Raw genomic sequence first — 23,242 nt, forward strand, 5'->3', positions numbered from 1 at the left:
TGCACGGTGCAGTTGAATCACTAATCTGCACCGTGTAGTTTACTTCTCATGCCGCCAGGGCCCGCCAAGGACCACCGAGGCCCCGGCAGGACCAGACCAGGAGGAACCACGCCATGCCCACCATCACCGTCGGCACCGCCCGCATCCCCTACCGCATCGTCGGCGACGCCCCCGACACCCTCGTCCTGGTCCACGGCACCGGCCCCGGCTCCGGCATGTGGGACGGCCTGCTCGACTCCTTCACCGACCGCTACACCGTGCTGCTGCCCGACCTCTCCGGCAGCGAAGCCGCCGAGGACGACGGCGGCCCGCTCACCCTGGAGTCCCTCGCCGAGCAGGTCAACGCCGTGATCGACGACGCCGACCGCGGCCCCGTCGACCTCCTCGGCTTCTCACTCGGCGCCGTCATCGCCACCGCGGCCGCTGCCCAGCGCCCCGACCAGGTCCGCCGCCTGGTCGCCGCGGCCGGCTGGATCAGCGCCGAACAGGACGAGTACCTGCGGCTCTCGATGGCCACCTGGCTCTCCCTCGCCGACCACCCCACCGCCTTCGGCGGCTACGCCACCCTCACCGCCTTCAGCCGCGGCTTCCTCGACGGCATCGGCCGCGAGGCCGTCGAGGCCAACACCGCCTACATGCGGCCGACCCCGGGCACCCTGCGCCACATCGCCCTCGACCTCGCCCTGGACCTCACCCCGCACCTCCCCCACGTCCAGGCCCCCACCCTGGTGATCGGCTGCACCCAGGACGCCACCATCCCGGTCGAGAACGCCCGCCGCCTCCACGCCGCACTCCCCACCAGCACCTACACCGAGCTCGACACCGGCCACATCGCCCTCGCCGAACAGCCCGCCGCCTTCACCAAGACGGTCCGCGACTTCCTCGCCACCACCTGACCCGGCCCCGCCCCCGGCCGCGGCCCAAAACAAAGAAGCCGCAGGTCGGATGACCTGCGGCTTTCTGCATGGAGCGGGCGACGAGAATCGAACTCGCGCTCTAAGCTTGGGAAGCTCATGTTCTACCATTAAACTACGCCCGCCTGATGAGCCGTCAGAGACCGCTCGATCCAGTGTCACTGTACCCCATCCGTGACTGTGGTTGCACGGCCGGTCCGGGCCGTGGCGGAGCCGGGTGGGGGGTGGGCGGGGGCGTACTGTTTGGGCCGCGTGTGAGTGCTCCGGTGGGCGTGGGGTCGGGGCGGCGAGCCATGGTGTGGAATGTCCGGAACATCCCCTAATGTGACGCTGTCCCGGGGCCTGGCCGCCGGGGCGCGATGAGTACGGGTGAGTACTGGTTAGGGATGGGAAGGGGATCGATGGAGCAGCGCGCCGTCGTTCGTTGTGCCGAGGGGCACCTGTTCAGCACCACCACGTTCCCGATGCAGAACCTCGGCCCCGGGCGACTCGGGCCCGGACGGTTGATCCGCTGTCCGCAGTGCGGACGGCTCCGGAGCTCGGTGCTGGCCGACGTGCGGGAGCTGTCGACGGCCCAACTGGCGCAGGCGATGCGGCTGGAGGCCGCCGAGTTCCTGGCCTGACGGCCGGCGGGAGGACACCCGGGGCCCCGGACGGATTCGTCCGGGGCCCCGTCGTGCACGTAACCTCGAAGCGTGCTGCTCTCTGACAAGGACATCCGGACCGAAATCGACCTGGGCCGGGTCGTCGTCGACCCGTTCGACCCGGCGATGATCCAGCCGTCGAGCATCGACGTGCGCCTCGACCGCTTCTTCCGCGTGTTCGAGAACCACAAGTACCCGCACATCGACCCCTCCGAGGAGCAGCCGGACCTGACCCGGCTGGTCGAGCCGGACGGCGACGAGGCGTTCATCCTGCACCCGGGCGAGTTCGTGCTGGCCTCGACGTACGAGGTCATCACGCTGCCCGACGACGTGGCCTCCCGACTGGAGGGCAAGTCGAGCCTGGGCCGGCTGGGCCTGCTCACCCACTCCACCGCGGGCTTCATCGACCCCGGCTTCAGCGGCCACGTGACGCTGGAGCTGTCGAACGTCGCGACGCTGCCGATCAAGCTCTTCCCGGGGATGAAGATCGGGCAGCTGTGCCTGTTCCGGCTCTCCTCGCCGTCGGAGCACCCGTACGGTTCCGAGCGCTACGGCTCGCGCTACCAGGGCCAGCGCGGTCCGACGCCGTCCCGCTCGTACCTGAACTTCCACCGCAGCGAGGTCTGACCGCACCACGACGGAGTGCAAGCACGGCGGGCGGCCGTCCCCTCGAAGGGGGATGGCCGCCCGCGGCGTTTCCACGGCCCGCCCGTCGGGCCGCTTGGGGCATCAGGCCCGCCTGGGGTGTCAGGCCCGCTTGGGGCTGGTGACCGCGACCAGCTCGGCGCCGTCCTCGGACAGCCGCAGTTCGGTGCGCAGCTCGGCGAGCTCGCCGAGGTGGTGCAGGTGGGTGCCGCCGCAGAAGATCCGCGCGCCGCCCTCGGGCAGCTCGCAGTGCCACTGGCGGCGGGCGGTCAGCTCGGGGCCGGGGACCTCGATCCGGACCGGAGCGTCGGCCGCGACCCAGGCGGCGAGCCGGGCGTTGACGGCCTCGGTGAGGGCGGGCAGGGCGTCGGCGAGGGCGGGGAACTCCTCGGTGGCGTCGACGGTGAAGCCCTTCTTCTTCAGCGACTTGCCGAGCCGGTAGGTGTCCGTGCTGGCCTCGGTGTCCATCACCGAACTCGCCATGGCGAGGCTGTCGAAGTCGGGGTTGCCGAAGGCGTCCGAGCGGCCCGGGTCCTTGCGCCAGCGCGGGGCGAGCGCGGCGTTGAGGGCGAGGGCGAGCAGGTGGCACCCGCTGTGCGAGGCGCTCAGGGCGGCCCGGCGCCCGGCGTCGACGGTGAGCACGGCAGTGCGGCCGGTGAGGTCCCCGGGGTCGGCGGCGAGGACGTGCAGCACCAGCCAGGACCACTCCTCGTCCCCGCGCTTGACCGGGATCTCGGCGCCGACCAGCGGCGCGCCGCCGTCCGGGCCGACCGCGCCGGTGAGGCAGTCCACCACGGCCAGTTCGGTGCCGTCGACGGTGAGGGTGCCGTGGTCGGCCGGCTGGTCGGGCCAGGTGTGGTCGAGCGGGTGGAACGGGGTGGCCGCGGTCACCACCGCGTACCGACCGTCCGCCAGCGGGTGCACCGCCAGCACCGGCGACTCTCCGGTCACCGCCCCGGCCGGGAAGCTGACGTGGGTGGTGGGGAGGGTCATGGCTGGCTCCGGTACTGGTGGAGGAACAAGAACGAACGGGAACGGGCGGGGACAAACGGGAACGAGCGGGAACGAGCGGGAACAGGCGGAAGCGGACGGGAAGGCGACAGTGGGCGGCCCCGGGCCTTCCGGTCGGATCCGCCCACCATTCTGCCTGCCGGCCCCCGGCCCGGTCCCGGGAGCCCGATCAGCCCAGCGTCGGCAGCTTGATCAGCACCAGCAGCGCGAGCAGCTGCACCGCCGAGGCGGCCGCCGCCTTGCCCCAGGGCAGATCGTGCACCCGCCGGACCATGCTGGTCAGCAGGTACGCGCAGAGCCCCCAGGTGGCCCAGCCGGCCACCTGGACGACCATGCTGCCGGAGGGCAGCACCAGGTCGAGTAGCAGCCGGGGCGCGTCGGTCAGCCAGCCGATCAACGCGGCCAGGCCGACCGTGGACTTCCACGGGCCGTCGCCGCCGAGCTGGCGGGCCAGCGCGTAGGTGACCGCGCCGAAGACCGTGCCGGCCACCGTGAAGCCGATGGCGGCGGCGAGCAGGCCGGTCAGGGCCACTGAGAAGGTCGAGTTGACGATGTCGTCGTGGGTCAGCCCGAGGCCGAGCACCGCGAGCACGCCGTACGTCAGCGAGACGGTGAGGGCGGGCAGCCAGACCTGGTGGTCCCGGGTGCGGTCGAAGATCGCGGTCGGGGTGCGGAAGATGCCGACGAACAGCTCGCGCCACTGCGGCCGGGGCCCGCTGACGTGCGGGGCCGACTGGCCGCCGGCGCGGTAGACGGTGACGTTGTCCTGGCCGTACGGGGGCTGCTGGTCCGGGCCGCCGCCGTACGGGGGCTCCTGGCCGTACGGCGGCTGCTGCCCGTAGCCGCCGTCGTCGTACGGGCCCGGGCCGGGGGGCCGGCCGTACTGGCCGTAGTGGCCGTGGTCCTGGCCGTGCTGCGGCGGCTGCCCGTACGGGTCGCCGACCGGGAAGGCCCGGGTGTCGCCGGGCCGGTCGGCCGGGTACGGGTCGTACCCGTCGCCGACGGTGCCCCCGGGACCCCCGGGACCACCAGGCCTGCCAGGACCCCCGGGCCCGCCGGCCGCCACCGTCGGGTGCGCGGCCGTGAAGTACTCGGGCCCGTCCACGGGCCCGTCCGTCCGCCCGTACCCCCCGGGCGCCGCCGCCGGCGGCGGCGGAGGGGCCGGCCATCCGCCGTGCGGACGGTCGGCGCCCTGACCGCTGTCGTATCGATTACCAGCCACGCTCCGAAGGTACCCGTCCGGCCCAGTGCGCGTCGGCCCCGGACGAAGCCGGGGCCGGTTTGCAGCGAGCCTGAGACGAACGGGTCCGAAAGTCGTCCGCGCGGCCGTGCGGGGGCGAGGGGCGGCTACCGCTGGGCGCTGACCGACGGCCCGTGCACCGCGGCGGCCGCGGCGGTGCCGGCCGGGCAGCCGCCCGGGCCGGCCGTGGTGCGGACTGCGCCGACCGGCAGCAGGGTGCCGCAGGCGATCCGGATGCCGCCCGGCAGCTCGTTGTCGGACTCCACGATCGCGCCGTCGCCGATCACGGCGCCGTCCAGCGCCGAGCGGTCGCCGACGGTGGCGTAGGCGCCCACGATCGAGTCCTTGACCAGGGTGTCCGGGCCGATCAGCGCGCCGGGCAGGATCACGCTGCCCTCGACGATGGCGCCGGCCTCGATCACCGCGTCCGCGGAGACCACGGTGCCGCCGCTGAGCACCGCGCCGGGGTGCACGGTGGCGCCGGGCAGCAGCAGGGCGTCGCCGGTGGGGCCGGGGACGGCCGGGGAGTCGACCTTGCCGAGCACCAGGTCGGCCGAGCCGCGGACGAACGCGGCCGGGGTGCCGAGGTCCAGCCAGTACGAGGTGTCGACGACGCCGCGCAGCAGGGCGCCGGTGGCCAGCAGCTCGGGGAAGGTCTCGCGCTCGACGGACACCTCCCGGCCGGCCGGGATGCGGTCGATGACGGACCGGGTGAAGACGTAGCAGCCGGCGTTGATCTGGTCGGTGACGATCTGCTCCGGCGTCTCCGGCTTCTCCAGGAACTCCAGCACCCGCCCGTCGGCGTCGGTGGGGACGAGGCCGAAGGCCCGCGGGTCCTCCACCCGGGTGAGGTGCAGCGTGACGTCGGCCCCGGCGGCCACGTGGCCGTCGCGCAGGGCGGCGATGTCGAGGCCGGAGAGGATGTCGCCGTTGAAGACCAGGACCGGCTCGTCCGGGCCACAGGTCAGCCCGGAGGCGGCGTTGCGGATGGCTCCGCCGGTGCCCAGCGGCTCGCGCTCGGTCAGGTAGACCAGCTCGATGCCGTACGGGGTGCCGTCCTGGAAGTGGTCCTCGAACACCTCGGCCAGGTAGGACGTGGCCAGCACCACCCGGGTGACCCCGGCGGCGGCCGCGCGGGCCAGCTGGTGCGCGATGAACGGAACACCGGCCACCGGCAGCATCGGCTTGGGGGTGTGGGTGGTCAGCGGACGCAGTCGCGTGCCCTTACCACCGACGAGCATGATCGCCTCGGTCATGGTCTGCGCTGTTCCCCTTGTGCTCTCTGCGGCCCGGCCCGGCGGGCCGATGCCTCCGTCGGTGGTCTGAACCCGTCCTGAACGGGAAGACCGGCTCGCAGCCGGTCCGGCGCCTACTGTATTTCCTTCCGACCGGATGCCCGTCCGGCGGTCGTGCGATCAGCGTCACTCGCCGTCCGCCCGCCGTACCGCCGGCCGTCGCCCGGGCGCCGAAAAGCCCGGCCCGGCGGGCGCGTTGGCGGCGTCCACCGGGCCGGGCGGTTGTAACAGAACTGTCGAACAGCGATCGCGGTTACGCGTCCACCGTCGTGGGCTCCTCGGCCTCGGCCGGCGGGGTCGCCTTCACCGAGTCGAGCAGCAGCTGGGCCACGTCGACCACCTTCAGGTGCTCCTTGGCCGCGCCCTCGTTCTTCTTGCCGTTGACCGAGTCGGAGAGCATCACCAGGCAGAACGGGCAGGCGGTGGAGACGATGTCCGGGTTGAGGGACAGCGCCTCGTCCACGCGCTCGGTGTTGATCCGCTTGCCGATGCGCTCCTCCATCCACATCCGGGCGCCGCCGGCGCCGCAGCAGAAGCCGCGCTCCTTGTGGCGGTGCATCTCCTGCTGGCGCAGACCGGGGACCTTGTCCATGATCTCGCGCGGCGGGCTGTAGACCTTGTTGTGGCGGCCCAGGTAGCAGGGGTCGTGGTAGGTGATCAGGCCCTCGACCGGGTTGACCGGGACGAGCTTGCCCTCGTCGATCAGGTGCTGCAGCAGCTGGGTGTGGTGGATCACCTCGAAGTGCCCGCCGAGCTGCGGGTACTCGTTGGCGATGGTGTTGAAGCAGTGCGGGCAGGTGGCCACGATCCGCTTGGTCGGGGCGTCCTCCAGCGCGGCGTTCAGCGTCTCCACGTTCTGCGCGCCGAGCATCTGGAAGAGGAACTCGTTGCCCAGGCGGCGCGGGGAGTCACCGGTGCAGGTCTCCTCCTTGCCGAGGATGGCGAACTTCACGCCCGCGGTGTGCAGCAGCTCGGCGAAGGCCTTGGTGGTCTTCTTGGCGCGGTCCTCCAGGGCGCCGGCGCAGCCGACCCAGTAGAGGTACTCGACCTCGGCGGGGTCGATGTCCTCGCCGATCACCGGCACCTCGATGCCGGTCTCCTTCTTGAGCTCCTTCACCCAGTCCAGGCGGGCCTTGGTGGCCATGCCCCACGGGTTGCCCTTGTTCTCCAGGTTCTTGAGCATCGTCCCGGCCTCGGTCGGGAAGTTGCTCTCGATCATCACCTGGTAGCGGCGCATGTCGACGATGTGGTCGATGTGCTCGATGTCCACCGGGCACTGCTCGACGCAGGCGCCGCAGGTGGTGCAGGACCACAGCACGTCCGGGTCGATGACCCCGTTCTCCTCGGCGGTGCCGATCAGCGGGCGCTCGGCCTCGGCCAGCGCGGCCGCCGGGACGTCCTTGAGCTGCTCGGCGGTCGCCTGCTCGGTGCCCTCCATGTCCTTGCCGCCACCGGCCAGCAGGTACGGGGCCTTGCCGTAGGCGTGCTCGCGCAGGCTCATGATCAGCAGCTTGGGCGACAGCGGCTTGCCCGTGTTCCAGGCCGGGCACTGCGACTGGCAGCGGCCGCACTCGGTGCAGGTGGAGAAGTCGAGGATGCCCTTCCAGGAGAAGTGCTCGACCTGGGAGACGCCGAAGACGGCGTCCTCGGCCGGGTCCTCGAAGTCGATCGGCTCGCCCTTGCTCGTCATCGGACGGAGCGCGCCGAGCGCGGTGCCGCCGTCCTCCTCGCGCTTGAAGTAGATGTTGAAGAAGCCGAGGAAGCGGTGCCAGGCCACGCCCATCGAGGGGTTGAGGCCGATGGTGGCCGCCCACGCGAACGAGATGCAGATCTTCAGCATCGCGAACAGGTAGACCAGGTTCTCCAGCGTGCCGTGCGACAGGCCGCTCAGCGCGGAGGTGATCGGGTACGAGACCAGGTGCTCCGGACCGTACGAGTCGACGCCGGCCAGGGCGCCCTCCAGGGCGCGCAGCATCAGGATGCAGATGCCGATGCCGAGGATCGTGTACTCGACGTAGAAGGCCTGCCAGGCGATCGAGCCGGCGAACCGGGACTTGCGGCCCGACCGGGACGGCAGGCTCATCAGCCGGATCACCATCAGGGTGGCGATGCCCAGCGTGGTCAGGGTGCCGACCAGCTCGACGAAGAGCTGCCAGATCATCCAGTCGCCGATGATCGGCAGTTCCCACTCGGCGTCGAAGAGCTGGCCCATCGCGTTGACGATGGTCAGCACCAGGCTGAAGAAGCCGACCGCGACGAACCAGTGGGCGATGCCCACGATCCCCCAGCGGTTCATCCGGGTGTGGCCGAAGAACTCGGTCGCGACGGTCTTCACGCGCTGGGCGGGCTTCCCGAAGCGGGTGGAGTCCGGCGCGCCGGTCAGTACCACCCTGAAGATGTGCCACGCCGCACGGAGGGCGAGCGCGGTGCCGATCACGAACGTGACCAGCGAGATGACGATCGCTGCTAGTTGCATCGCTCTCCGTCTCCTGCGGCTTGCGGTTGAGCAGTGTCTGCGGTTCTGCTGGTTCTGCGGTTGAGCAGTGTCTGCGGCTTTGCGGTTCCGCTGGTTCTGCTGGTTCTGCGGTTCCGCAGTTTTCCGAAGTGATTGTACTGGTCGGTAACTTGCCGGGCCGACGGCCCGGACATTACCGGTGCGCAACAGTTCTCCAGAAGGTTCCCAAGCTATGGCGGCAGTCACGTGACCGCACGCCCGCCGCCCCGGCCGTCCGCCCGCCCGTCCGCCCGGACCCCCGGACCGCCCCCGAGCTCAGGACGGGCATCAGCAAAGTTGAGTGCCACGCACTCATAGCTGTTGACGCTCCCCGTCGAGTCGTGCATCCTTGAGCCCGTAAAGCTCAACTCTTCCGTGGAGGTATTTACGATGGCACGCGCGGTCGGCATCGACCTCGGTACGACGAACTCGGTCGTCAGCGTTCTCGAGGGTGGCGAGCCCACCGTCATCACGAACGCCGAGGGCGCCCGGACCACGCCGTCCGTCGTCGCTTTCGCGAAGAACGGCGAGGTTCTGGTCGGCGAGGTGGCCAAGCGCCAGGCGGTCACCAACGTGGACCGCACCATCCGCTCGGTGAAGCGCCACATGGGCACCGGGTGGAAGATCAACATCGACGGCAAGGACTTCAACCCGCAGCAGATCTCGGCCTTCGTGCTGCAGAAGCTGAAGCGCGACGCCGAGGCCTACCTGGGCGAGACCGTCACCGACGCCGTCATCACCGTCCCGGCGTACTTCAACGACTCGGAGCGCCAGGCCACCAAGGAGGCCGGTGAGATCGCGGGCCTCAACGTCCTGCGCATCGTCAACGAGCCGACCGCGGCCGCCCTCGCGTACGGCCTCGACAAGGACGACCAGACCATCCTGGTCTTCGACCTCGGCGGTGGCACCTTCGACGTCTCCCTGCTGGAGATCGGCGACGGCGTCGTCGAGGTGAAGGCCACCAACGGTGACAACCACCTCGGTGGTGACGACTGGGACCAGCGCGTCGTCGACCACCTGGTGAAGGTCTTCCAGTCCGGCCACGGCGTCGACCTGTCCAAGGACAAGATGGCCCTGCAGCGTCTGCGCGAGGCCGCCGAGAAGGCCAAGATCGAGCTGTCCTCGTCCTCCGAGACCTCGATCAACCTGCCCTACATCACGGCCTCCGCCGAGGGCCCGCTGCACCTGGACGAGAAGCTCACCCGCGCCCAGTTCCAGCAGCTGACCGCGGACCTGCTCGAGCGCTGCAAGGTCCCGTTCCACAACGTGATCAAGGACGCCGGCATCTCGCTCTCCGAGATCGACCACGTCGTCCTGGTCGGTGGCTCGACCCGCATGCCCGCCGTCGCCGAGCTCGTCAAGGAGCTGACCGGCGGCCAGGACGCCAACAAGGGCGTCAACCCGGACGAGGTCGTCGCCATCGGCGCCGCGCTCCAGGCCGGTGTCCTCAAGGGCGAGGTCAAGGACGTCCTCCTGCTGGACGTCACCCCGCTGTCCCTCGGCATCGAGACCAAGGGCGGCATCATGACCAAGCTGATCGAGCGCAACACCACGATCCCGACCAAGCGCTCCGAGATCTTCACCACGGCCGAGGACAACCAGCCGTCCGTGCAGATCCAGGTCTACCAGGGCGAGCGCGAGATCGCGGCGTACAACAAGAAGCTCGGGATGTTCGAGCTGACCGGCCTGCCGCCGGCGCCGCGCGGCCTGCCGCAGATCGAGGTCACCTTCGACATCGACGCCAACGGCATCATGCACGTCGGCGCGAAGGACCTCGGCACCGGCAAGGAGCAGAAGATGACCGTCACCGGCGGCTCCTCGCTGCCGAAGGACGAGGTCGACCGCATGCGCCGCGAGGCCGAGCAGTACGCCGAGGACGACCACAAGCGCCGCGAGACCGTCGAGACCCGCAACTCCGCCGAGCAGCTCGTCTACTCGACCGAGAAGTTCATCGCCGACAACTCCGACAAGCTCCCGGCCGACGTCAAGACCGAGGTCGAGACCGCCATCGGCGAGCTCAAGGAAGCCCTCAAGGGCGAGGACATCGCGAAGATCCGCGAGGCCTCCGAGAAGGTCTCCACCACCGCCCAGAAGCTCGGCCAGGCGCTCTACGCCAACGCCGACGCCGCCGGTGCCGGTGCCGCCGCGGCCGGCGAGTCCACCCACGCCAAGGAGGACGACGTCGTCGACGCCGAGATCGTGGACGACGAGAAGCCCAAGGGCGGTGCGTCGGCATGACGGACAAGCCGCAGGGCGGTAAGCCCGGCGACGAATCCGCCGCCGAGGAGGCCGTGATCAAGGCTGCCGAGGAGGCCGCGGCCGGCGGTGCCGGCGAAGGCTCCGAGGGACTCGCCGCGGCCAAGCGCGAGCTGGCCGAGCGCACCGCGGACCTGCAGCGCCTGCAGGCCGAGTACCAGAACTACCGCAAGCGGGTCGAGCGCGACCGGCTGACGGTCCGCGAGATCGCGGTCTCCAACATCCTGGAGTCCCTGATCCCCGTCCTGGACGACATCGGCCGCGCCCGCGAGCACGGCGAGGTGACGGGCGGCTTCAAGTCCGTCTCCGACTCCCTGGAGATGGTCGTCGCCAAGCTGGGCCTGCAGCAGTTCGGCAAGGAGGGCGAGCCCTTCGACCCGACCCAGCACGAGGCGCTGATGCACAGCTACTCCTCGGACGTCACCGAGGACACCTGCGTGCAGATCCTCCAGCCCGGCTACCGCATCGGCGAGCGGATCATCCGCCCGGCCATGGTCGCCGTCGCCGAGCCCCAGCCCGGCACCCAGACGACGCCCGGCCCGGACGCCGAGGCCAAGTCCGCCGACCCGGACAAGTCCGACGGTGACTCGGACAGCTGACAACCTGTGACAGCTGACAACCAGTGCGCTGCGGAGTCGTACGCCGGCCAGTACGGCGGCCGGCTCCGCAGCGCGCTGTCAGCAGCACTTCTTCCAGAGGCTGTTGACAGCGCAGTGACGATGGACATCGGGAGGTGGCGGAAGCCATGAGCGGCAAGGACTTTGTCGAGAAGGACTACTACAAGGTCCTCGGCGTGCCCAAGGACGCCACCGCCACCGAGATCAAGAAGACCTACCGCAAGCTGGCGCGCGAGTTCCACCCCGACGCGAACAAGGGTGACGCCAAGGCCGAGGAGCGCTTCAAGGACATCTCCGAGGCCTACGACGTCCTCTCGGACGAGAAGCGCCGCAAGGAGTACGACGAGGCCCGCAGCCTCTTCGCCAACGGCGGCTTCCGCACCGGCGGCCCCGGCACCGGCAGCTACGGCTTCGACTTCGGCGACCTCTTCAACGGCAACCAGGGCGGCGGGAGCGGCGGCGGACTCGGCGACGTCTTCGGCGGCCTCTTCAACCGCGGCGGCACGCGGCAGGCCCAGCCCCGGCGCGGCAGCGACGTCGAGACCGAAGTAACGCTCTCCTTCGAAGAAGCCGTCGACGGCGCGACCGTCCCGCTGCGGATGACCAGCCAGGCCCCCTGCCGACTCTGCAACGGCACCGGCGCCAAGTCCGGCACCACCCCGCGGGTCTGCCCGACCTGCGTCGGCGCCGGCACCGTCAGCCGCGGCCAGGGCGCCTTCGCGCTCTCCGAGCCGTGCAAGGACTGCCGCGGCCGCGGCATGATCGTCGACGACCCGTGCCCCGACTGCCACGGCAGCGGCCGGGCCAGCTCCGCCCGCACCATGCAGGTCCGCATCCCGGCCGGCGTCCAGGCCGACCAGCGGATCCGGCTCAAGGGCAAGGGCGCCCAGGGCGAACGCGGCGGCCAGCCCGGCGACCTCTACGTGACCGTGCACGTCGACCCGCACCCGGTCTTCGGCCGCAAGGGCGACAACCTCACCGTCACCGTCCCGGTCACCTTCCCCGAGGCCACCCTCGGCGCCACCATCGAGGTGCCCACGCTGAACGGCCCCGCCGTGAAGCTCAAGCTCCCCCCGGGCAGCGCCAACGGCCTCACCATGCGCGCCCGCGGCAAGGGCGCCACCCGCAAGGACGGCACCCGCGGCGACCTCCTCGTCACCGTCGAGGTCGTGGTGCCGCAGCACGTCACCGGCGACGCGCTGAACGCTCTGGAGCAGTACCGCGAGGCCACCGCCTCCGACGACCCGCGAGCCGCTCTCTTCCGGGCGGCGAAGGGAGCGTGACGACCAGATGTCCCCGAACCCCCTCAACCCGATGAACCCGATGGACCCGATGGACGGCGGTCCCATCGGCCCCGGCCCGGGTCTCGGCGAAGGCCTGCCCGGCAACGGCCCCCGCCGCCCCCGCCGCGCCACCGCCCCGCCGCAGTACGTCCTCACCGAGGACACCCCGGTGTACGTCATCTCGGTCGCCGCCGAACTCTCCGGCCTCCACCCGCAGACCCTGCGCCAGTACGACCGCCTCGGCCTGGTCTGCCCCGACCGCACCGCCGGACGCGGCCGCCGCTACTCCGCCCGCGACATCCAGCAGCTGCGCGAGGTCCAGCGGCTCTCCCAGGACGAGGGCATCAACCTGGCCGGCATCAAGCGGATCATCGAGCTGGAGAACCAGGTCACCGCCCTCCAGGCCCGCATCACCGAACTGGCCGACTCCCTCGAAGGCGCCGCCACCGCCCTCCAGCAGCGCGAGGCCGCCGTCCACGCCTCCTACCGCCGCGACCTCGTCCCCTACCAGCCCCCCACCCCCCAATCCAGCGCCCTCGTCGTCTGGCGCCCCAAGCGCTGACCCGCGGCACCGCTCGCCCCACCAGCCGCCGGCTCCCTCCTGTTCGGGGGGTGCCGGCGGCTGGGTGTTGGTGAGAGAGTGACACTCTGACAAGCTGGCCGGCACACCACACGGTCACAGGTCACGGGATTTGCAGCCCAAGCTCCAGTGCTGGCAGAGATCCTGGAAAGCCTCGGATATACGGCAAGGAGCCGAAGATGAGTGGACGGGCTCAACTCGGCCCCACTGCAGGTGGGGTTCCCGTTCTGTCACCGGAGGCCCGGGCGCTCTACCTCGAGATCGTCAAGGCCGACGGGCGAGTTTCGTCGGAATCTGATTACCACCAACTGAATGGCCTGAGCGAGCTGCTGGAGATCGGGCTACTGATGCCCGACGGCGACGACCGCAACGAATTGGTAGCCGTCGATCCCGCCCAACTCTCCGCGCGGCTTAGCGGCAGCTGGCAACGGCAGGCTCTCGACCTTCTGTCACGGGCGGTATCACTGCCCGCCGAACTCCAAGAGCTCTCCCAGGAATTCCATGCGCCAGAAAAGAGCAGTGGCGCGATCGAGTACGTCCGGGGAAAGGTTCTGATAAATCAGCGACTCGATCAACTCTTCACGAACGGAACTGAAGAGACGCTCGCACTCCAGCCGGGCGGCCCGCGGCCACCAGAGCTGCTCGCGGCCATGGTCGAACGCGATCTGGACGCGCTCAATCGCGGCACGTCAATGCGTACCATCTACCACGCCAGCACCCGCTACCACCAGCCCACCAGAGACTACGTCGCCAAACTCGCAAAGGTCGGCGGGCAATTCCGCACGCTGGACGAGCCGTACACCCGCCTCATCGTCATAGACCGGCGGGTGGCCGTCATACCAGTGGCCAATGACATGACGCTGGCCGCATTCATATTCGAGCCGGTGATCGCCAACTACCTGGTGGAGGAAGTCTTCGAGCCCAGCTGGAACAGAGCTCTCAAATTCGACGGCAATCGCGCCGTACCGCAGCAGGTCGTATCGCGACTGCGCCAGATGATCATCGACTTGATGCTCGCCGGCATCAACCACCGGGTCATCGCACGTCGCTTGGGAATCAGCGAACGGACCCTCGCCCGGCACATCGCCGAGATGCGAGAGGACTACAACGTCGAGTCGCTGTTTCAACTCGGCTACGCGCTGGCTCGCGCCGCCGAACACTCTCCAGTGGAAGGCTTGGACACAGGGAGCGACTGACCGTCACGCGCAGGATCCGATCGCCCCAGCAACCCGCGTCACGCCCAGCCGATGTCCAGGTCCTGGGTCACTCCCGTCACTTTGGCGGTGGAGATGGCATCGGGGTGGTCCACCGCACCCGCAGCAGCGCAATACCCGGTCAGGACAGTCATGCCAACGGCCGACATCAAGACGGCCTTGAAGACAAATCGGCGCAGACGAGACACGCGCCTACCCCTTCCTCGTGCGCACTGCATCAACCAACAAGAGAAGCACCAGCGTCCATATGCTGCCTCAAGTCGTACAGGCATGCCAAGCTCGCCTACGCGTCATCTCCCTGCCAGGCATCCACATGACACCAGTGAACCCTGGACGCATAGGCCCTCAGCGATGGACGATCAGTTCGCTCTCGATGGTCCGACAGAGCTTCCATTCCTGGCAATGTTCAGTCAAATGCGCCATCTTCCCCCTTCCCCGTAGGTACTCCAGCCTGATCGGACTGCATTCGACCGATGCTCAGATCAGACCGGAAGACCATCTCCCCGGAGTCGACATGACCGAGCCCTACCTGCGTCACAGCGACAGCCAGGCCCCTGAGGGTCGGCGTGCACGTGTGTTCCTGGCCGCGCCGCTGATGCGGCTGACCGGCCCCGCGGACAGCGTGGTGACGCTCGCCAGCCGGACGCGGCTGACGACACTCCGCACCACCCTGCTCCGCAGCGGTGCCGCCGTGTACAGCGCGCACCACAGCGACGCCTGGACCGTCGCCGGCCGGGCGCCCGAGCCCCGGGTGCCGTCCGACTTCCGGGCGCTGCAGTCCGCGGACCTGGTGTTCGCCTACGTCGGCGCACCGCTCTCGGCCGGCGTGAGCCTCGAACTCGGTTGGGCGTCGGCACTGCGGAAGCCGATCGTCCTGCTCGTCGACGAGGCCATCACCCACAACCCGCTGATCGCCACCATCGAGCAGGTCGCCCCCGTCCTGCCGCTGGTCTTCGACGACACCTGGTCCCAGGAGGCCCTCCACCACACCGTGGAGACCGCCCTCGACTGGGCCGGCATGGCGCTCTCCCTCCGCGAGGGCTTCTGGACCGCCCCCGGCGACCGCTTCAACGTCCCCCGGCAGCAGACCTCCGTCCCCGGCTACTGGCCGACCGGCGCCGCCACCGGCTGAGCAGAGCTCACCCACCGGACTCCCCCGTCCGGGCTCCCCGCATCTGCCAGCCGAGCTGGAACAGGGTCTCGGCGTCGTACACCTCACGCAGCCGGGCGATGTGACCGGCCACGGTCCGCTCGCTCAAGGCCATGCGGCTGGCGATCGCCCGCTGCGTGAGACCCCTGGCGAGCCGGCGACCCACCTGCTCGTGGGCGGCGGGCGTGACGGCACCGTCCGCGAGCGCAGCCCAGTCCACCGCCTCGGCCTGTTGCCACTGCTGGTCGAAGATGTCCGCCAGGTGCGCCACCACCGCCGGATCCTCCACGACAGCAGCCACTTGGTTGTCCGGCGCGGCCGGGATCAGGGCGACGGCTCGATCGAAGATCATGATCCGGTTGAACGGCGCGTGCAGGATTCGGATCCGCGAACCCGCTTTCGTGATCTCCGCCGCGAACTCGACGTGCTCCGAATCCATCCGAGCCTGCGGCCCGTAGAGCGTCCGGACCGAACCGCCGTACTCGACGTACCGACGCGTCTGCGCCAGTGAGTCAGCTCGATGCGCGGGCGGGTGGATCCTGCCCGGCTGGGCAGCCAAGGCATCGTGCGGATAGTCGCGGAGGCACTGCGCGATCACATGCCGAATCTGGTCGAACCCCACCGCCCGACGCGTCCCACCAACTGCTTCCGCACGGCGGGGGGCGACATCGTAGGCATGGGTCAGGTCCTCCAACAGGTCCGGGACCGCCGCGGCTCGGGCGAGGAGGCGGGCACTCTCCTCCCGTAGATCCGCACCGATGCGCTCACCGACCGCACGGGGGTTCACCGCGCTGAAGGTGCTGTCGGCGGTGCGGAGGACGAGCAGGCCGAGGGCGGCGAGTTGCTTGACGGAGGTTTCGTCCTCGGGGCGGATGTCGCTGATGCGGATCCGGCCGTCTTCGGCCAGGATCGCGCGGTAGAGCTCGCGGGCGGCGGCGTCGGGGAGTTCGGTGTCAGACATCGCGGGCTCCCCGCATCTGCCAGCCGAGCTGGAACAGGGTCTCCGCGTCGTACGACTCGCGCAGGCGGGCGATGTGGCCGGCGACGGTGCGTTCGCTGAGGCCGAGGCGGGTGGCGATGGCGCGCTGGGTGAGGCCTCGGGCGAGGAGGCGGCCGACCTGTTCGTGGGTGGCGGACTCGGCGGAGCCGTCGGCGAGAGCCGTCCAGTTCACGCCGTCAGCCTGCTGCCAGTGAGTCTCGAAGTCCCGTACCAGGAAGTCGACCACGGCCGGGTCCTCGACGAAGGCCGCACTGCTGTCGTCCGGCCCGGCGGGGATCACCGCGACGGTCCGGTCGAGGATCATCAGCTGCCTGAACGGCACGGGCAGGACCCGGATGTGGCAGCCGAGCTCCGTCATCCGCGCGGCCATCCGGACCGTGGGGCCGTCGAGGCGGGCCGCGACCTCGTAGATCGTGCGCAAGGTGCCACCCGCCTCCCGGTAGCGGCGGGCGTGCTCCACGATGTCGTCCGCGGCTTCCGCCGGTCGGGCGCCGCCCGGACGCAGGGACAGTGCCTCGTTGCCCAGTTCGGCGGTGAGTTGGGAGACCCGGTGCCGGACGTTCGCGAACCCCTCGACGATCCGGGTGCCACCGGTGTGGTCATGGCGTCGCGGGGCGCCGTCGTAGGCGGCGGTGAGGTCGTCGAGGAGGGCGGGTACCTCCTCCGCCTGGACCAGCAGGCGGGTTCCGGCCGTCCGCAGGTCCGCCGCGATCCGGGCCGTGACCGAGCGCGGGTTGACCGCGGTGAGTACTCCGTCCGAGATATACGGCCTCAGCAGGCCGGTTTCCAGGAGGGTTTGAACGGTCCCGGCGACCTCGGCCGGGATGTCGGCGATCCGCATCCGGCCGCCGTCCCGCAGGATCGTGCGATAGAGCTCGCGGGCCGCGTCCGACAGGTCGAGTACCGGCTCAGACATCGCGGGCTCCCCGCATCTGCCAGCCGAGTTGGAACAGGGTCTCCGCGTCGTACGACTCGCGCAGGCGGGCGATGTGGCCGGCGACGGTGCGTTCGCTGAGGCCGAGGCGGGTGGCGATCGACCGCTGGGTGAAGCCCTGGGCGAGCAGGCGGGTGATCTGGTCACGGGCGTCCGGTTCGGGTGACCCGTCCATCAGGGCCGCCCAGTTGACACCGTCGGACTGGTGCCACAGCTGCTCGAAGGCGTCCACGATGAAGGCCACCGTCGCCGGGTCGTCGACGATGGCGGCGCTGTTGAGGTCGGCGGCGGCGGGGATGACGGCGACGGTGCGGTCGAAGACCAGGAAGCGCTTGAACGGACGGTCCAGCACTCGGATCCCGCAGCCGAGTTGGGTGGCCGCCGCTGCGTAGGCCACCGCCGGGGCGTCGGTGCGGGCGCCACGCTCGAACAGGCACCGCATGGCACCACCGCGTTCAAGGTAGCGGCGGGTGCGAACCAGGGATTCGGCCAGCTGGCCGGCGTCGCGGCCGACACCGGGTTGGGCGCTCAGCCCCTCGCTGGGAAACTCCTGGGTCAACTGCTCCACTTCGTGCCGGATCTCCGCCTTGCCGGTGACGATCCGGGCGTTGCCGCGGCCGGGCTCCCGGCGGGGTGCGGTGTCGTAGGCGTGGGTGAGGTCTCGCAGTTGCTCGGGGATCTGGTCGGCCTCGGCCAGCAGTCGGGCACCGGCCCTGCGGATGCCGGCGCCGATGCGTTCGGCGACCGATCGGGGATCGACCGCGCTGTACGCGTTGTCCACCGATTGCATGACCAGCAGGCCGACTTCGACCAACCGGTCGAGCGCCTCCCGATCCGCCGGGTCGACGTCGGCGGCGCGGATGCGGCCGCCCTCGCGGACGATGGCGAGGTAGAGGGTGCGGGCGGCGGGGTCGGGGAGGGTGGCGGGGTCAGCCATGGCGTTCTCCGCGCATCTGCCAGCCGAGGTGGAAGAGGGTCTGGGCGCCGTAGCGGTCGCGGAGGCGGGCGAGGTGGGCGGCGACGGTGCGTTCGCTGAGGCCGAGGCGGGTGGCGACGGCGCGCTGGGTGAGGCCTCGGGCGAGCAGGCGGCCGATGCGGACGGTGGTGGGGTGGGGGACGCCGAGGTGGCGGTCGGCGGGGGTGGCGCGGGCCCAGTCGCGGTCGAAGTGGGCGACCAGGTGGGCGACGGTGGCGGGGTCGGTGAGGACGGCGACGCAGTCGCGGTCCTCGGCGGCGGGGATGACGGCCACCGCGCGGTCGAAGACCAGCATCCGCTCGTAGGGTTCGGCGAGTACCCGGGTCTGGGCGCCCTGGCGGCTGCGGAGGCCGATCTGGTGCAGTACGGCGGGGTCGTCGAGGGTGGCGGGCTGGTACAGGGTGCGCATCGTGCAGCCGCGCCGGAGCAGGGAGAGGTCCTGGCCGAGCGTCACTTGGAGGAGTTCGGCGGGGCGGGGGCCGGGTTGGGCGGAGAGGAACTCCTCCTCGCAGCCGGCGAGGAGTTCGGCGACGCGCCGGCGGATGGCGGCGAAGCCGTCGAGTCGGGTGGCGTCGACGGCCCCGGCGGGAACGGATGCGACGGGAACGGATCCGGCTTCGACGGACCCGGCGGGGACGGATCGGGCGGGGACGGATCGGGCGGGGACGGATCGGGCGTCGAGCACCCCACCCCCCGGGCCGGCCGACCGGTGGAGCGCCTCGTAGGCGTGGGAGAGCGGCCGCAGGGTTCCCGGGAGCCGTTCGGCGTGCACGAGCAAACGGGTGGCTCGCAGCCGGAGTTCGGCGCCGAGGCGGTCGCCGAGGGCGCGCGGGTTGGCGGCGGTGTAGCCGGTGGCGGTGGGGGTGAGGAGGCCTCGGGCGACGAGGGCGGCGACGGTGGGCCGGTCGGCGGGTGCGAGGTCCTCGGGGCGCAGTCGGCCTCCGCCGCGGACGGCGGCGAGGTAGAGGTCGCGCTCGGCCGGGCCGGGTTCATCGGTCATCGCGGTCACCTCTCATCAGCCAGCCGAGCTGGAAGAGGGTCTGGGCGCCGTAGCGGTCGCGGAGGCGGGAGATGTGGCCGGCGACGGTGCGTTCGCTGAGGCCGAGGCGGGTGGCGACGGCGCGCTGGGTGAGGCCTCGGGCGAGCAGGCGGCCGACCCGGTCGGGGATGGTGCGGGCGGGGCCGTGGCCGAGGGCGGCGGCGGCTTCGGCGGTGTCGGCGCGGGCCCAGTCGCGTTCGAAGCCGCCGATCAGGAAGGCGAGGGAGGCCGGGTCGCTGATGAACGCGGCGGTGCTGTTGTCGTCGTTGGCGGAGATGACGGCGACGCTGCGGTCGAAGACGATCAGCCGCTGGAAGGGCTCGTCGAGGACCCGGATCTGCGAGCCGTGCCGGGTGACCTCCTCGGCGTAGGCGATGGCGGGCGGTTCGGCGAACGCGACCGGCTGGTAGATGGTGCGCAGCGAGCAGCCGCGCTGGAGGAGCTGGACGTCCTGGGCGAGGGCGATCTGCAGGGTGTCGGCGGGGCGGTGGCCGGGTTGGGCGGTGAGGACCTCGGAGCGGCAGTCGGAGACCAGTTGGGAGATCCGCTGGCGGATGTGGACGTGCCCCTCGACGTAGACGGCGCCGCCGGCGCGGCCGGACGGGCGGGGCATCGCGTCGTAGGCGCGGGTGAGGCCGTCGAGGGCGCCGGGGAGGTTCTCGGCGCGGACCAGCAGCCGGGTGGCCTCGCTGCGGAGTTCGGAGCCGAGACGGTCGCTGACGGACCGCGGGCTGACGGCGGTGTAGCAGCGGTCCATCCGGTTGGCCATGAGCAGGCCGATGTCGAGGAGTTGGCGGAGCGCGGTCCGCTCGGTGTCGGTGATGTCGGCGAACGGGATGCGGCCGCCTTCGGCGATGATCGCCAGGTAGAGCTGTCGGGCGGCCTCGTCGGGTTCCTCGCCCTCGGGTACCGCCTGGTGCGGCGCGACCGCCGGTTCCGCCGTCACGTCGTACTCTCCCTGCCGGACGCCTCTCCCCTGTTGTCTCCCCGCCGGTAGGCGCGCCGTCGGGGTGCGCGGTCCGCGGGGACCGGTGGCCGGGCGTCTCACGCTACCGGTCGGACGGCGGGCCCCCGGGTCCGGGTGCCGTCGCACACGGGCTCCCGGGGGCCGCCATCAGCACGCCAGTGCCAAGGCGCTTCCGGCGAGGCGGAGCAGCAACGCCTCGCCGGCTCCGGTCCGGGCTCCATCACCACACATGGATCCCGGCCGGGGCTCTTCCCCCCCGTTCCACGGGTACGGAACGTCGCCCCCGTGGTCAGTTCTGAAGAGCAAGTCGCCACATCGGGCTGCGGTGCCCGGACGACCTGGCGTGCCTCCACCCTCACAGCGTGACGGCCGGTGGACAAGTGCCGCCCGAGTGCAGGTTCGCGCAATTGCAACTATCTGCATCCCGGAGTGGGCGCGGGGGCGGGGGCGGGGGCCGGGATTCCGGTAAAGGCCTAGGCCAGCGGGGGGTGGGGCAGCGGACGGCGGTTGGCTGTGCACCGTCATCCTGTAGGTGCGCGTTCCTGCAACGGCGGCGTGCTCGTGAGCGGCGGGGACCCGCCGAACGGCACGACGCGCAGCTCAGCCCACCGGCGGCCGGGCGGTTCCGCGCGCCGACGGACGGGCTGCTGCGCGGGCCGGCCGCCGGGCGGTTCAACGCGGCGCCCGCCGGGCGGTTCAACGCGCCGCCGGCCGGGCGGTTCCGCGGGCCGGCCGCCGGGCGGTTCAGCGCGCCAGCAGCCGCCCGCGCAGCAGCCCGGCGGCCGTACCGCCCGCCGCCAGCACCCAGGCGGTGCCCAGCAGCAGGTACAGCCCGACGGTCAGGGCGGTGAAGCCGCCGAAGCCGGTGTGCCGGGCGAGCGCGGCGGCGCCGGTGACGCAGGTGCCGATCGGGAAGGTGTACGCCCACCAGGTCATCGCGAAGGGCATCCCGGCCCGCCGGGCGCGCAGGTTGGCGGCGAGCGCGACGGCCAGCCAGAGCATCGCGACGCCGATCACCGCGACGCCGTACAGCTCGGCCAGCGGCACCATGACGGGCGCCAGCGCGGGCAGCACCGGACGGGCCGCGTCGGCGAGCTGGTGGATCGCGGTGACGGACTGGCCGAGCGGGCCGAGCACCAGGAACAGCGCGGGGGTGAGCGCCAGGGTGGGCAGCTTGCTGTGGAACAGCCCGGTGAACACCACCGGCAGCAGCACCAGGGTGGCCAGCAGGCCGATCCCGAACAGCGCCCAGCAGCCGTACAGCATGGCCTGCTGGGGCGTTCCGGCGGGCAGGTGCGGGACGAGGGCCGGGCCGCAGGCGGAGGCGACCAGCGGGGCGACCACGGGCAGCAGCCAGGTCGGGTTGGCCTCCAGGGCGGACACCCGGTGCCGGGTGATCATCAGGTACGGGATGCCGGCCGCGACGGTCAGCGCGTACAGCGTGCCGGCGCCCCACAACACGGCGTCGACGGCGACGGCCGGGCCGGTGCCGATGACCCGCGAGCCGAGCAGCAGGGTGCCGAGCCCGACGGCCAGCAGCGCCATCGGCGGGCAGCCGTAGAAGACGGCGGTGGCCGGGTTGTCCAGCAGCTGGGTCCGGGCCGCCTCGCGGTGCCGGGTGAGGTGCACCAGCCGGGCGGCGGCCAGCACCAGCAGGGCGGTCGCGCCGAGCGCCCACATGACCTCGCCGAAGCCGATCAGGCCGGGCAGCCGGACCGGCAGGGCGGCGGCGCCGTTGGCCACGATCGCGGTGCCCATCACGGCGGCGTACCAGTTGGGGCCGAGCTGGGCGAGGTCGAGCCGGGAGAGCCGGGAGCCGGCGGCGGAAGCGGCGGGGGCGGCGGGGCGGGTGAGCGGGCGGACGTCGGCCGAGGTGGACATGGTTCCACCCTCGCCGAGCGGCCCGGCCTCCGGTAGCGCCGCGGATCCTATGAGGGCATAGCCTGAACCTATGCCCCTCTCCCCGCACGTCCCCGAACTGGGCGCCCTGGAACTGCTGCTCTCGGTGGCCCGGCTCGGCAGCGTCGGCCGGGCGGCGGCCGAGCTGGGGGTGAGCCAGCCGACCGCGAGCGCACGGATCAAGGGCATGGAGCGGCAGATCGGCGTCCCGCTGCTGGAGCGCTCGCCCCGGGGCAGCCGGCCGACCGAGGCGGGCCGGCTGGTGGTCGAGTGGGCCCGGCAGGTGGTGGAGGCGGCACAGGCGCTGGACGCCGGGATCGACGCGCTGCGCGAGCGACGGGACGCCAAGCTGCGGGTGGTGGCCAGTCTGACCGTCGCCGAGTACCTGATGCCGGGCTGGCTGCTGGCGCTCGCCGAGGCCAGTCCGGGGACGGCGGTGACGCTGCGGACGGCGAACTCGGCGGAGGTCGCCGGGCACGTGCTGGCCGGGGACGCCGACCTCGGCTTCGTCGAGGGCCCGTCCAGCCCGCCGGGGCTGTCCGGCGTCGTGGTGGCGGCGGACCGGCTGGTGGTCGTGGTGGCGCCCGGCCACCGGTGGGCGCGCCGCCGCACCCCGCTGACCGGGGCGGAGCTGGCGGGCACCCCGCTGGTGCTGCGCGAACCGGGCTCGGGCACCCGGGAGGTGCTGGAGATGGCGCTGGCGCCGTACGGGGGCCCGGCGCGGCCCCGGATGGAGCTGGCGTCGTCGACCGCGCTGAAGGCGGCGGCGATGACCGGGGCGGGGCCGGTCTGCCTGAGCGAGCTGGCGGTGGTGGAGGAGCTGGCCACCCGGCGGCTGGTCGAGGTGCCGCTGGTGGAGGAGCTGGATCTGCGGCGGCCGCTGCGGGCGGTGTGGCCGGCCGGGCAGCGGCCGGGCGGGCCGGCCCGGGAGCTGCTGGGGCTGACCCGGCGCCGCCCCGGCCGGTCCCCGCGGGGGAGGGCCTGAGACCGGGCCCCGCGGCGGAAGGCCCGGGGCCCGGCCCCGGGGCGGAAGGCCCGGGCCCGGACCGAGCCCCGAGGGCGATCCGAGCCCCGGGGTGAAGCC

At 71.7% G+C, this 23,242-nt stretch carries 20 protein-coding genes, 1 tRNA gene and 1 pseudogene; 10 read left to right on the forward strand and 12 right to left on the reverse strand.

Features of this window, described 5'->3' with window-relative positions; translation table 11 throughout:
• The first annotated feature begins 113 nt into the window (after positions 1-113).
• A complete protein-coding gene (locus ACZ3YL_RS10405; RefSeq protein ID WP_465656601.1) occupies positions 114-896 on the forward strand; it encodes an alpha/beta fold hydrolase in 783 nt (260 codons plus the stop codon).
• A gap of 69 nt (positions 897-965) precedes the next feature.
• On the opposite strand, the gene ACZ3YL_RS10410 is transcribed toward ACZ3YL_RS10405, so the two are convergent.
• Positions 966-1,039: transfer RNA gene (locus ACZ3YL_RS10410), tRNA-Gly, on the reverse strand.
• A gap of 276 nt (positions 1,040-1,315) precedes the next feature.
• On the opposite strand from ACZ3YL_RS10410, the gene ACZ3YL_RS10415 reads away from it, so the two are divergent.
• Positions 1,316-1,537 (forward strand): hypothetical protein, encoded by a 222-nt coding sequence (locus ACZ3YL_RS10415; protein ID WP_188304334.1) that lies wholly within the window; start codon positions 1,316-1,318, stop codon positions 1,535-1,537.
• A gap of 72 nt (positions 1,538-1,609) precedes the next feature.
• Positions 1,610-2,185: a dCTP deaminase gene (gene dcd, locus ACZ3YL_RS10420; protein ID WP_188304335.1), complete on the forward strand. Its 576-nt coding sequence runs from the start codon at positions 1,610-1,612 to the stop codon at positions 2,183-2,185.
• A gap of 120 nt (positions 2,186-2,305) precedes the next feature.
• Here dcd and ACZ3YL_RS10425 read toward each other — a convergent pair whose 3' ends face one another.
• The 4 genes and pseudogenes from ACZ3YL_RS10425 to ACZ3YL_RS10440 all read right to left on the reverse strand — a co-directional run bounded on the left by ACZ3YL_RS10425 (position 2,306) and on the right by ACZ3YL_RS10440 (position 8,225).
• Positions 2,306-3,196 carry an alanyl-tRNA editing protein gene (locus ACZ3YL_RS10425; RefSeq protein WP_188304336.1) on the reverse strand — a complete coding sequence of 297 codons (891 nt, stop codon included), beginning with the start codon at positions 3,194-3,196 and terminating at the stop codon, positions 2,306-2,308.
• Between the two features lie 187 nt (positions 3,197-3,383).
• Positions 3,384-4,319 carry a Yip1 family protein gene (locus tag ACZ3YL_RS10430; RefSeq protein ID WP_465656604.1) on the reverse strand — a complete coding sequence of 312 codons (936 nt, stop codon included), beginning with the start codon at positions 4,317-4,319 and terminating at the stop codon, positions 3,384-3,386.
• 326 nt (positions 4,320-4,645) lie between these two features.
• A pseudogene (gene manB, locus ACZ3YL_RS10435) lies at positions 4,646-5,710 on the reverse strand (mannose-1-phosphate guanylyltransferase); the annotation flags it as partial.
• Positions 5,711-6,002: 292 nt separating this feature from the next.
• Complete coding sequence (locus tag ACZ3YL_RS10440) at positions 6,003-8,225, reverse strand: (Fe-S)-binding protein (protein ID WP_188307441.1); 2,223 nt, start codon at positions 8,223-8,225, stop codon at positions 6,003-6,005.
• Positions 8,226-8,633: 408 nt separating this feature from the next.
• On the opposite strand from ACZ3YL_RS10440, the gene dnaK reads away from it, so the two are divergent.
• From dnaK to ACZ3YL_RS10465, 5 genes are all read left to right on the forward strand, one after another.
• A complete protein-coding gene (gene dnaK / locus ACZ3YL_RS10445; protein ID WP_188307440.1) occupies positions 8,634-10,481 on the forward strand; it encodes a molecular chaperone DnaK in 1,848 nt (615 codons plus the stop codon).
• Entirely contained in the window at positions 10,478-11,098 is a 621-nt protein-coding gene (gene grpE / locus ACZ3YL_RS10450; protein ID WP_188307439.1) for a nucleotide exchange factor GrpE, read from the forward strand. The genes dnaK and grpE overlap by 4 nt, the downstream gene beginning before the upstream one ends.
• A 146-nt stretch (positions 11,099-11,244) precedes the next feature.
• Entirely contained in the window at positions 11,245-12,399 is a 1,155-nt protein-coding gene (gene dnaJ / locus ACZ3YL_RS10455) for a molecular chaperone DnaJ (RefSeq protein WP_188307438.1), read from the forward strand.
• A 49-nt stretch (positions 12,400-12,448) separates the two neighbouring features.
• On the forward strand, positions 12,449-12,961 hold the full coding sequence (locus tag ACZ3YL_RS10460; RefSeq protein ID WP_188307444.1) for a heat shock protein transcriptional repressor HspR: 513 nt from the start codon (positions 12,449-12,451) through the stop codon (positions 12,959-12,961).
• A 197-nt stretch (positions 12,962-13,158) separates the two neighbouring features.
• Positions 13,159-14,175 (forward strand): helix-turn-helix transcriptional regulator, encoded by a 1,017-nt coding sequence (locus ACZ3YL_RS10465; RefSeq protein ID WP_188307437.1) that lies wholly within the window; start codon positions 13,159-13,161, stop codon positions 14,173-14,175.
• A 38-nt stretch (positions 14,176-14,213) separates the two neighbouring features.
• Here the strand turns inward: ACZ3YL_RS10465 and ACZ3YL_RS10470 are convergent, their stop codons facing one another.
• On the reverse strand, positions 14,214-14,381 hold the full coding sequence (locus tag ACZ3YL_RS10470; RefSeq protein ID WP_188307436.1) for a hypothetical protein: 168 nt from the start codon (positions 14,379-14,381) through the stop codon (positions 14,214-14,216).
• 326 nt (positions 14,382-14,707) lie between these two features.
• Here ACZ3YL_RS10470 and ACZ3YL_RS10475 point away from each other — a divergent pair, with 326 nt between their 5' ends.
• Positions 14,708-15,325: a TIR domain-containing protein gene (locus ACZ3YL_RS10475; protein ID WP_188307435.1), complete on the forward strand. Its 618-nt coding sequence runs from the start codon at positions 14,708-14,710 to the stop codon at positions 15,323-15,325.
• 7 nt (positions 15,326-15,332) lie between these two features.
• On the opposite strand, the gene ACZ3YL_RS10480 is transcribed toward ACZ3YL_RS10475, so the two are convergent.
• The 6 genes from ACZ3YL_RS10480 to ACZ3YL_RS10505 all read right to left on the reverse strand — a co-directional run bounded on the left by ACZ3YL_RS10480 (position 15,333) and on the right by ACZ3YL_RS10505 (position 22,140).
• Positions 15,333-16,304 carry a helix-turn-helix transcriptional regulator gene (locus ACZ3YL_RS10480; protein WP_465656607.1) on the reverse strand — a complete coding sequence of 324 codons (972 nt, stop codon included), beginning with the start codon at positions 16,302-16,304 and terminating at the stop codon, positions 15,333-15,335.
• Entirely contained in the window at positions 16,297-17,259 is a 963-nt protein-coding gene (locus ACZ3YL_RS10485) for a LuxR C-terminal-related transcriptional regulator (RefSeq protein ID WP_188307433.1), read from the reverse strand. Before ACZ3YL_RS10485 ends, ACZ3YL_RS10480 begins: the two co-directional genes overlap by 8 nt.
• Positions 17,252-18,214, reverse strand: a complete 963-nt coding sequence (locus tag ACZ3YL_RS10490) for a LuxR C-terminal-related transcriptional regulator (RefSeq protein ID WP_465656609.1) — start codon at positions 18,212-18,214, stop codon at positions 17,252-17,254. The genes ACZ3YL_RS10485 and ACZ3YL_RS10490 overlap by 8 nt, the downstream gene beginning before the upstream one ends.
• Positions 18,207-19,253: a helix-turn-helix transcriptional regulator gene (locus ACZ3YL_RS10495; RefSeq protein WP_465656610.1), complete on the reverse strand. Its 1,047-nt coding sequence runs from the start codon at positions 19,251-19,253 to the stop codon at positions 18,207-18,209. The genes ACZ3YL_RS10490 and ACZ3YL_RS10495 overlap by 8 nt, the downstream gene beginning before the upstream one ends.
• Complete coding sequence (locus ACZ3YL_RS10500) at positions 19,243-20,238, reverse strand: helix-turn-helix domain-containing protein (protein ID WP_188307430.1); 996 nt, start codon at positions 20,236-20,238, stop codon at positions 19,243-19,245. Before ACZ3YL_RS10500 ends, ACZ3YL_RS10495 begins: the two co-directional genes overlap by 11 nt.
• Positions 20,239-21,003: 765 nt before the next feature.
• Positions 21,004-22,140 carry a TDT family transporter gene (locus ACZ3YL_RS10505; RefSeq protein ID WP_465656612.1) on the reverse strand — a complete coding sequence of 379 codons (1,137 nt, stop codon included), beginning with the start codon at positions 22,138-22,140 and terminating at the stop codon, positions 21,004-21,006.
• A 70-nt stretch (positions 22,141-22,210) separates the two neighbouring features.
• Between ACZ3YL_RS10505 and ACZ3YL_RS10510 the strand changes: the two genes are divergently transcribed.
• A complete protein-coding gene (locus tag ACZ3YL_RS10510; protein ID WP_188307428.1) occupies positions 22,211-23,143 on the forward strand; it encodes a LysR family transcriptional regulator in 933 nt (310 codons plus the stop codon).
• The last annotated feature ends 99 nt before the right edge of the window (positions 23,144-23,242 follow it).

Source organism: Kitasatospora sp. NPDC023176, from assembly GCF_055560495.1.

Excerpts from the sequence above, each read along its gene's own strand:
- dnaK (WP_188307440.1), top strand. The coding sequence starts at position 8,634 with ATGGCACGCGCGGTCGGCATCGACCTCGGTACGACGAACTCGGTCGTC.
- grpE (WP_188307439.1), top strand. The coding sequence starts at position 10,478 with ATGACGGACAAGCCGCAGGGCGGTAAGCCCGGCGACGAATCCGCCGCC.
- ACZ3YL_RS10415 (WP_188304334.1), top strand. The coding sequence starts at position 1,316 with ATGGAGCAGCGCGCCGTCGTTCGTTGTGCCGAGGGGCACCTGTTCAGC.
- ACZ3YL_RS10510 (WP_188307428.1), top strand. The coding sequence starts at position 22,211 with ATGCCCCTCTCCCCGCACGTCCCCGAACTGGGCGCCCTGGAACTGCTG.
- dnaJ (WP_188307438.1), top strand. The coding sequence starts at position 11,245 with ATGAGCGGCAAGGACTTTGTCGAGAAGGACTACTACAAGGTCCTCGGC.
- ACZ3YL_RS10440 (WP_188307441.1), bottom strand. The coding sequence starts at position 8,225 with ATGCAACTAGCAGCGATCGTCATCTCGCTGGTCACGTTCGTGATCGGC.
- ACZ3YL_RS10405 (WP_465656601.1), top strand. The coding sequence starts at position 114 with ATGCCCACCATCACCGTCGGCACCGCCCGCATCCCCTACCGCATCGTC.
- ACZ3YL_RS10465 (WP_188307437.1), top strand. The coding sequence starts at position 13,159 with ATGAGTGGACGGGCTCAACTCGGCCCCACTGCAGGTGGGGTTCCCGTT.
- ACZ3YL_RS10480 (WP_465656607.1), bottom strand. The coding sequence starts at position 16,304 with ATGTCTGACACCGAACTCCCCGACGCCGCCGCCCGCGAGCTCTACCGC.
- ACZ3YL_RS10485 (WP_188307433.1), bottom strand. The coding sequence starts at position 17,259 with ATGTCTGAGCCGGTACTCGACCTGTCGGACGCGGCCCGCGAGCTCTAT.
- ACZ3YL_RS10505 (WP_465656612.1), bottom strand. The coding sequence starts at position 22,140 with ATGTCCACCTCGGCCGACGTCCGCCCGCTCACCCGCCCCGCCGCCCCC.
- ACZ3YL_RS10490 (WP_465656609.1), bottom strand. The coding sequence starts at position 18,214 with ATGGCTGACCCCGCCACCCTCCCCGACCCCGCCGCCCGCACCCTCTAC.
- ACZ3YL_RS10425 (WP_188304336.1), bottom strand. The coding sequence starts at position 3,196 with ATGACCCTCCCCACCACCCACGTCAGCTTCCCGGCCGGGGCGGTGACC.
- ACZ3YL_RS10475 (WP_188307435.1), top strand. The coding sequence starts at position 14,708 with ATGACCGAGCCCTACCTGCGTCACAGCGACAGCCAGGCCCCTGAGGGT.
- ACZ3YL_RS10460 (WP_188307444.1), top strand. The coding sequence starts at position 12,449 with ATGGACGGCGGTCCCATCGGCCCCGGCCCGGGTCTCGGCGAAGGCCTG.
- ACZ3YL_RS10495 (WP_465656610.1), bottom strand. The coding sequence starts at position 19,253 with ATGACCGATGAACCCGGCCCGGCCGAGCGCGACCTCTACCTCGCCGCC.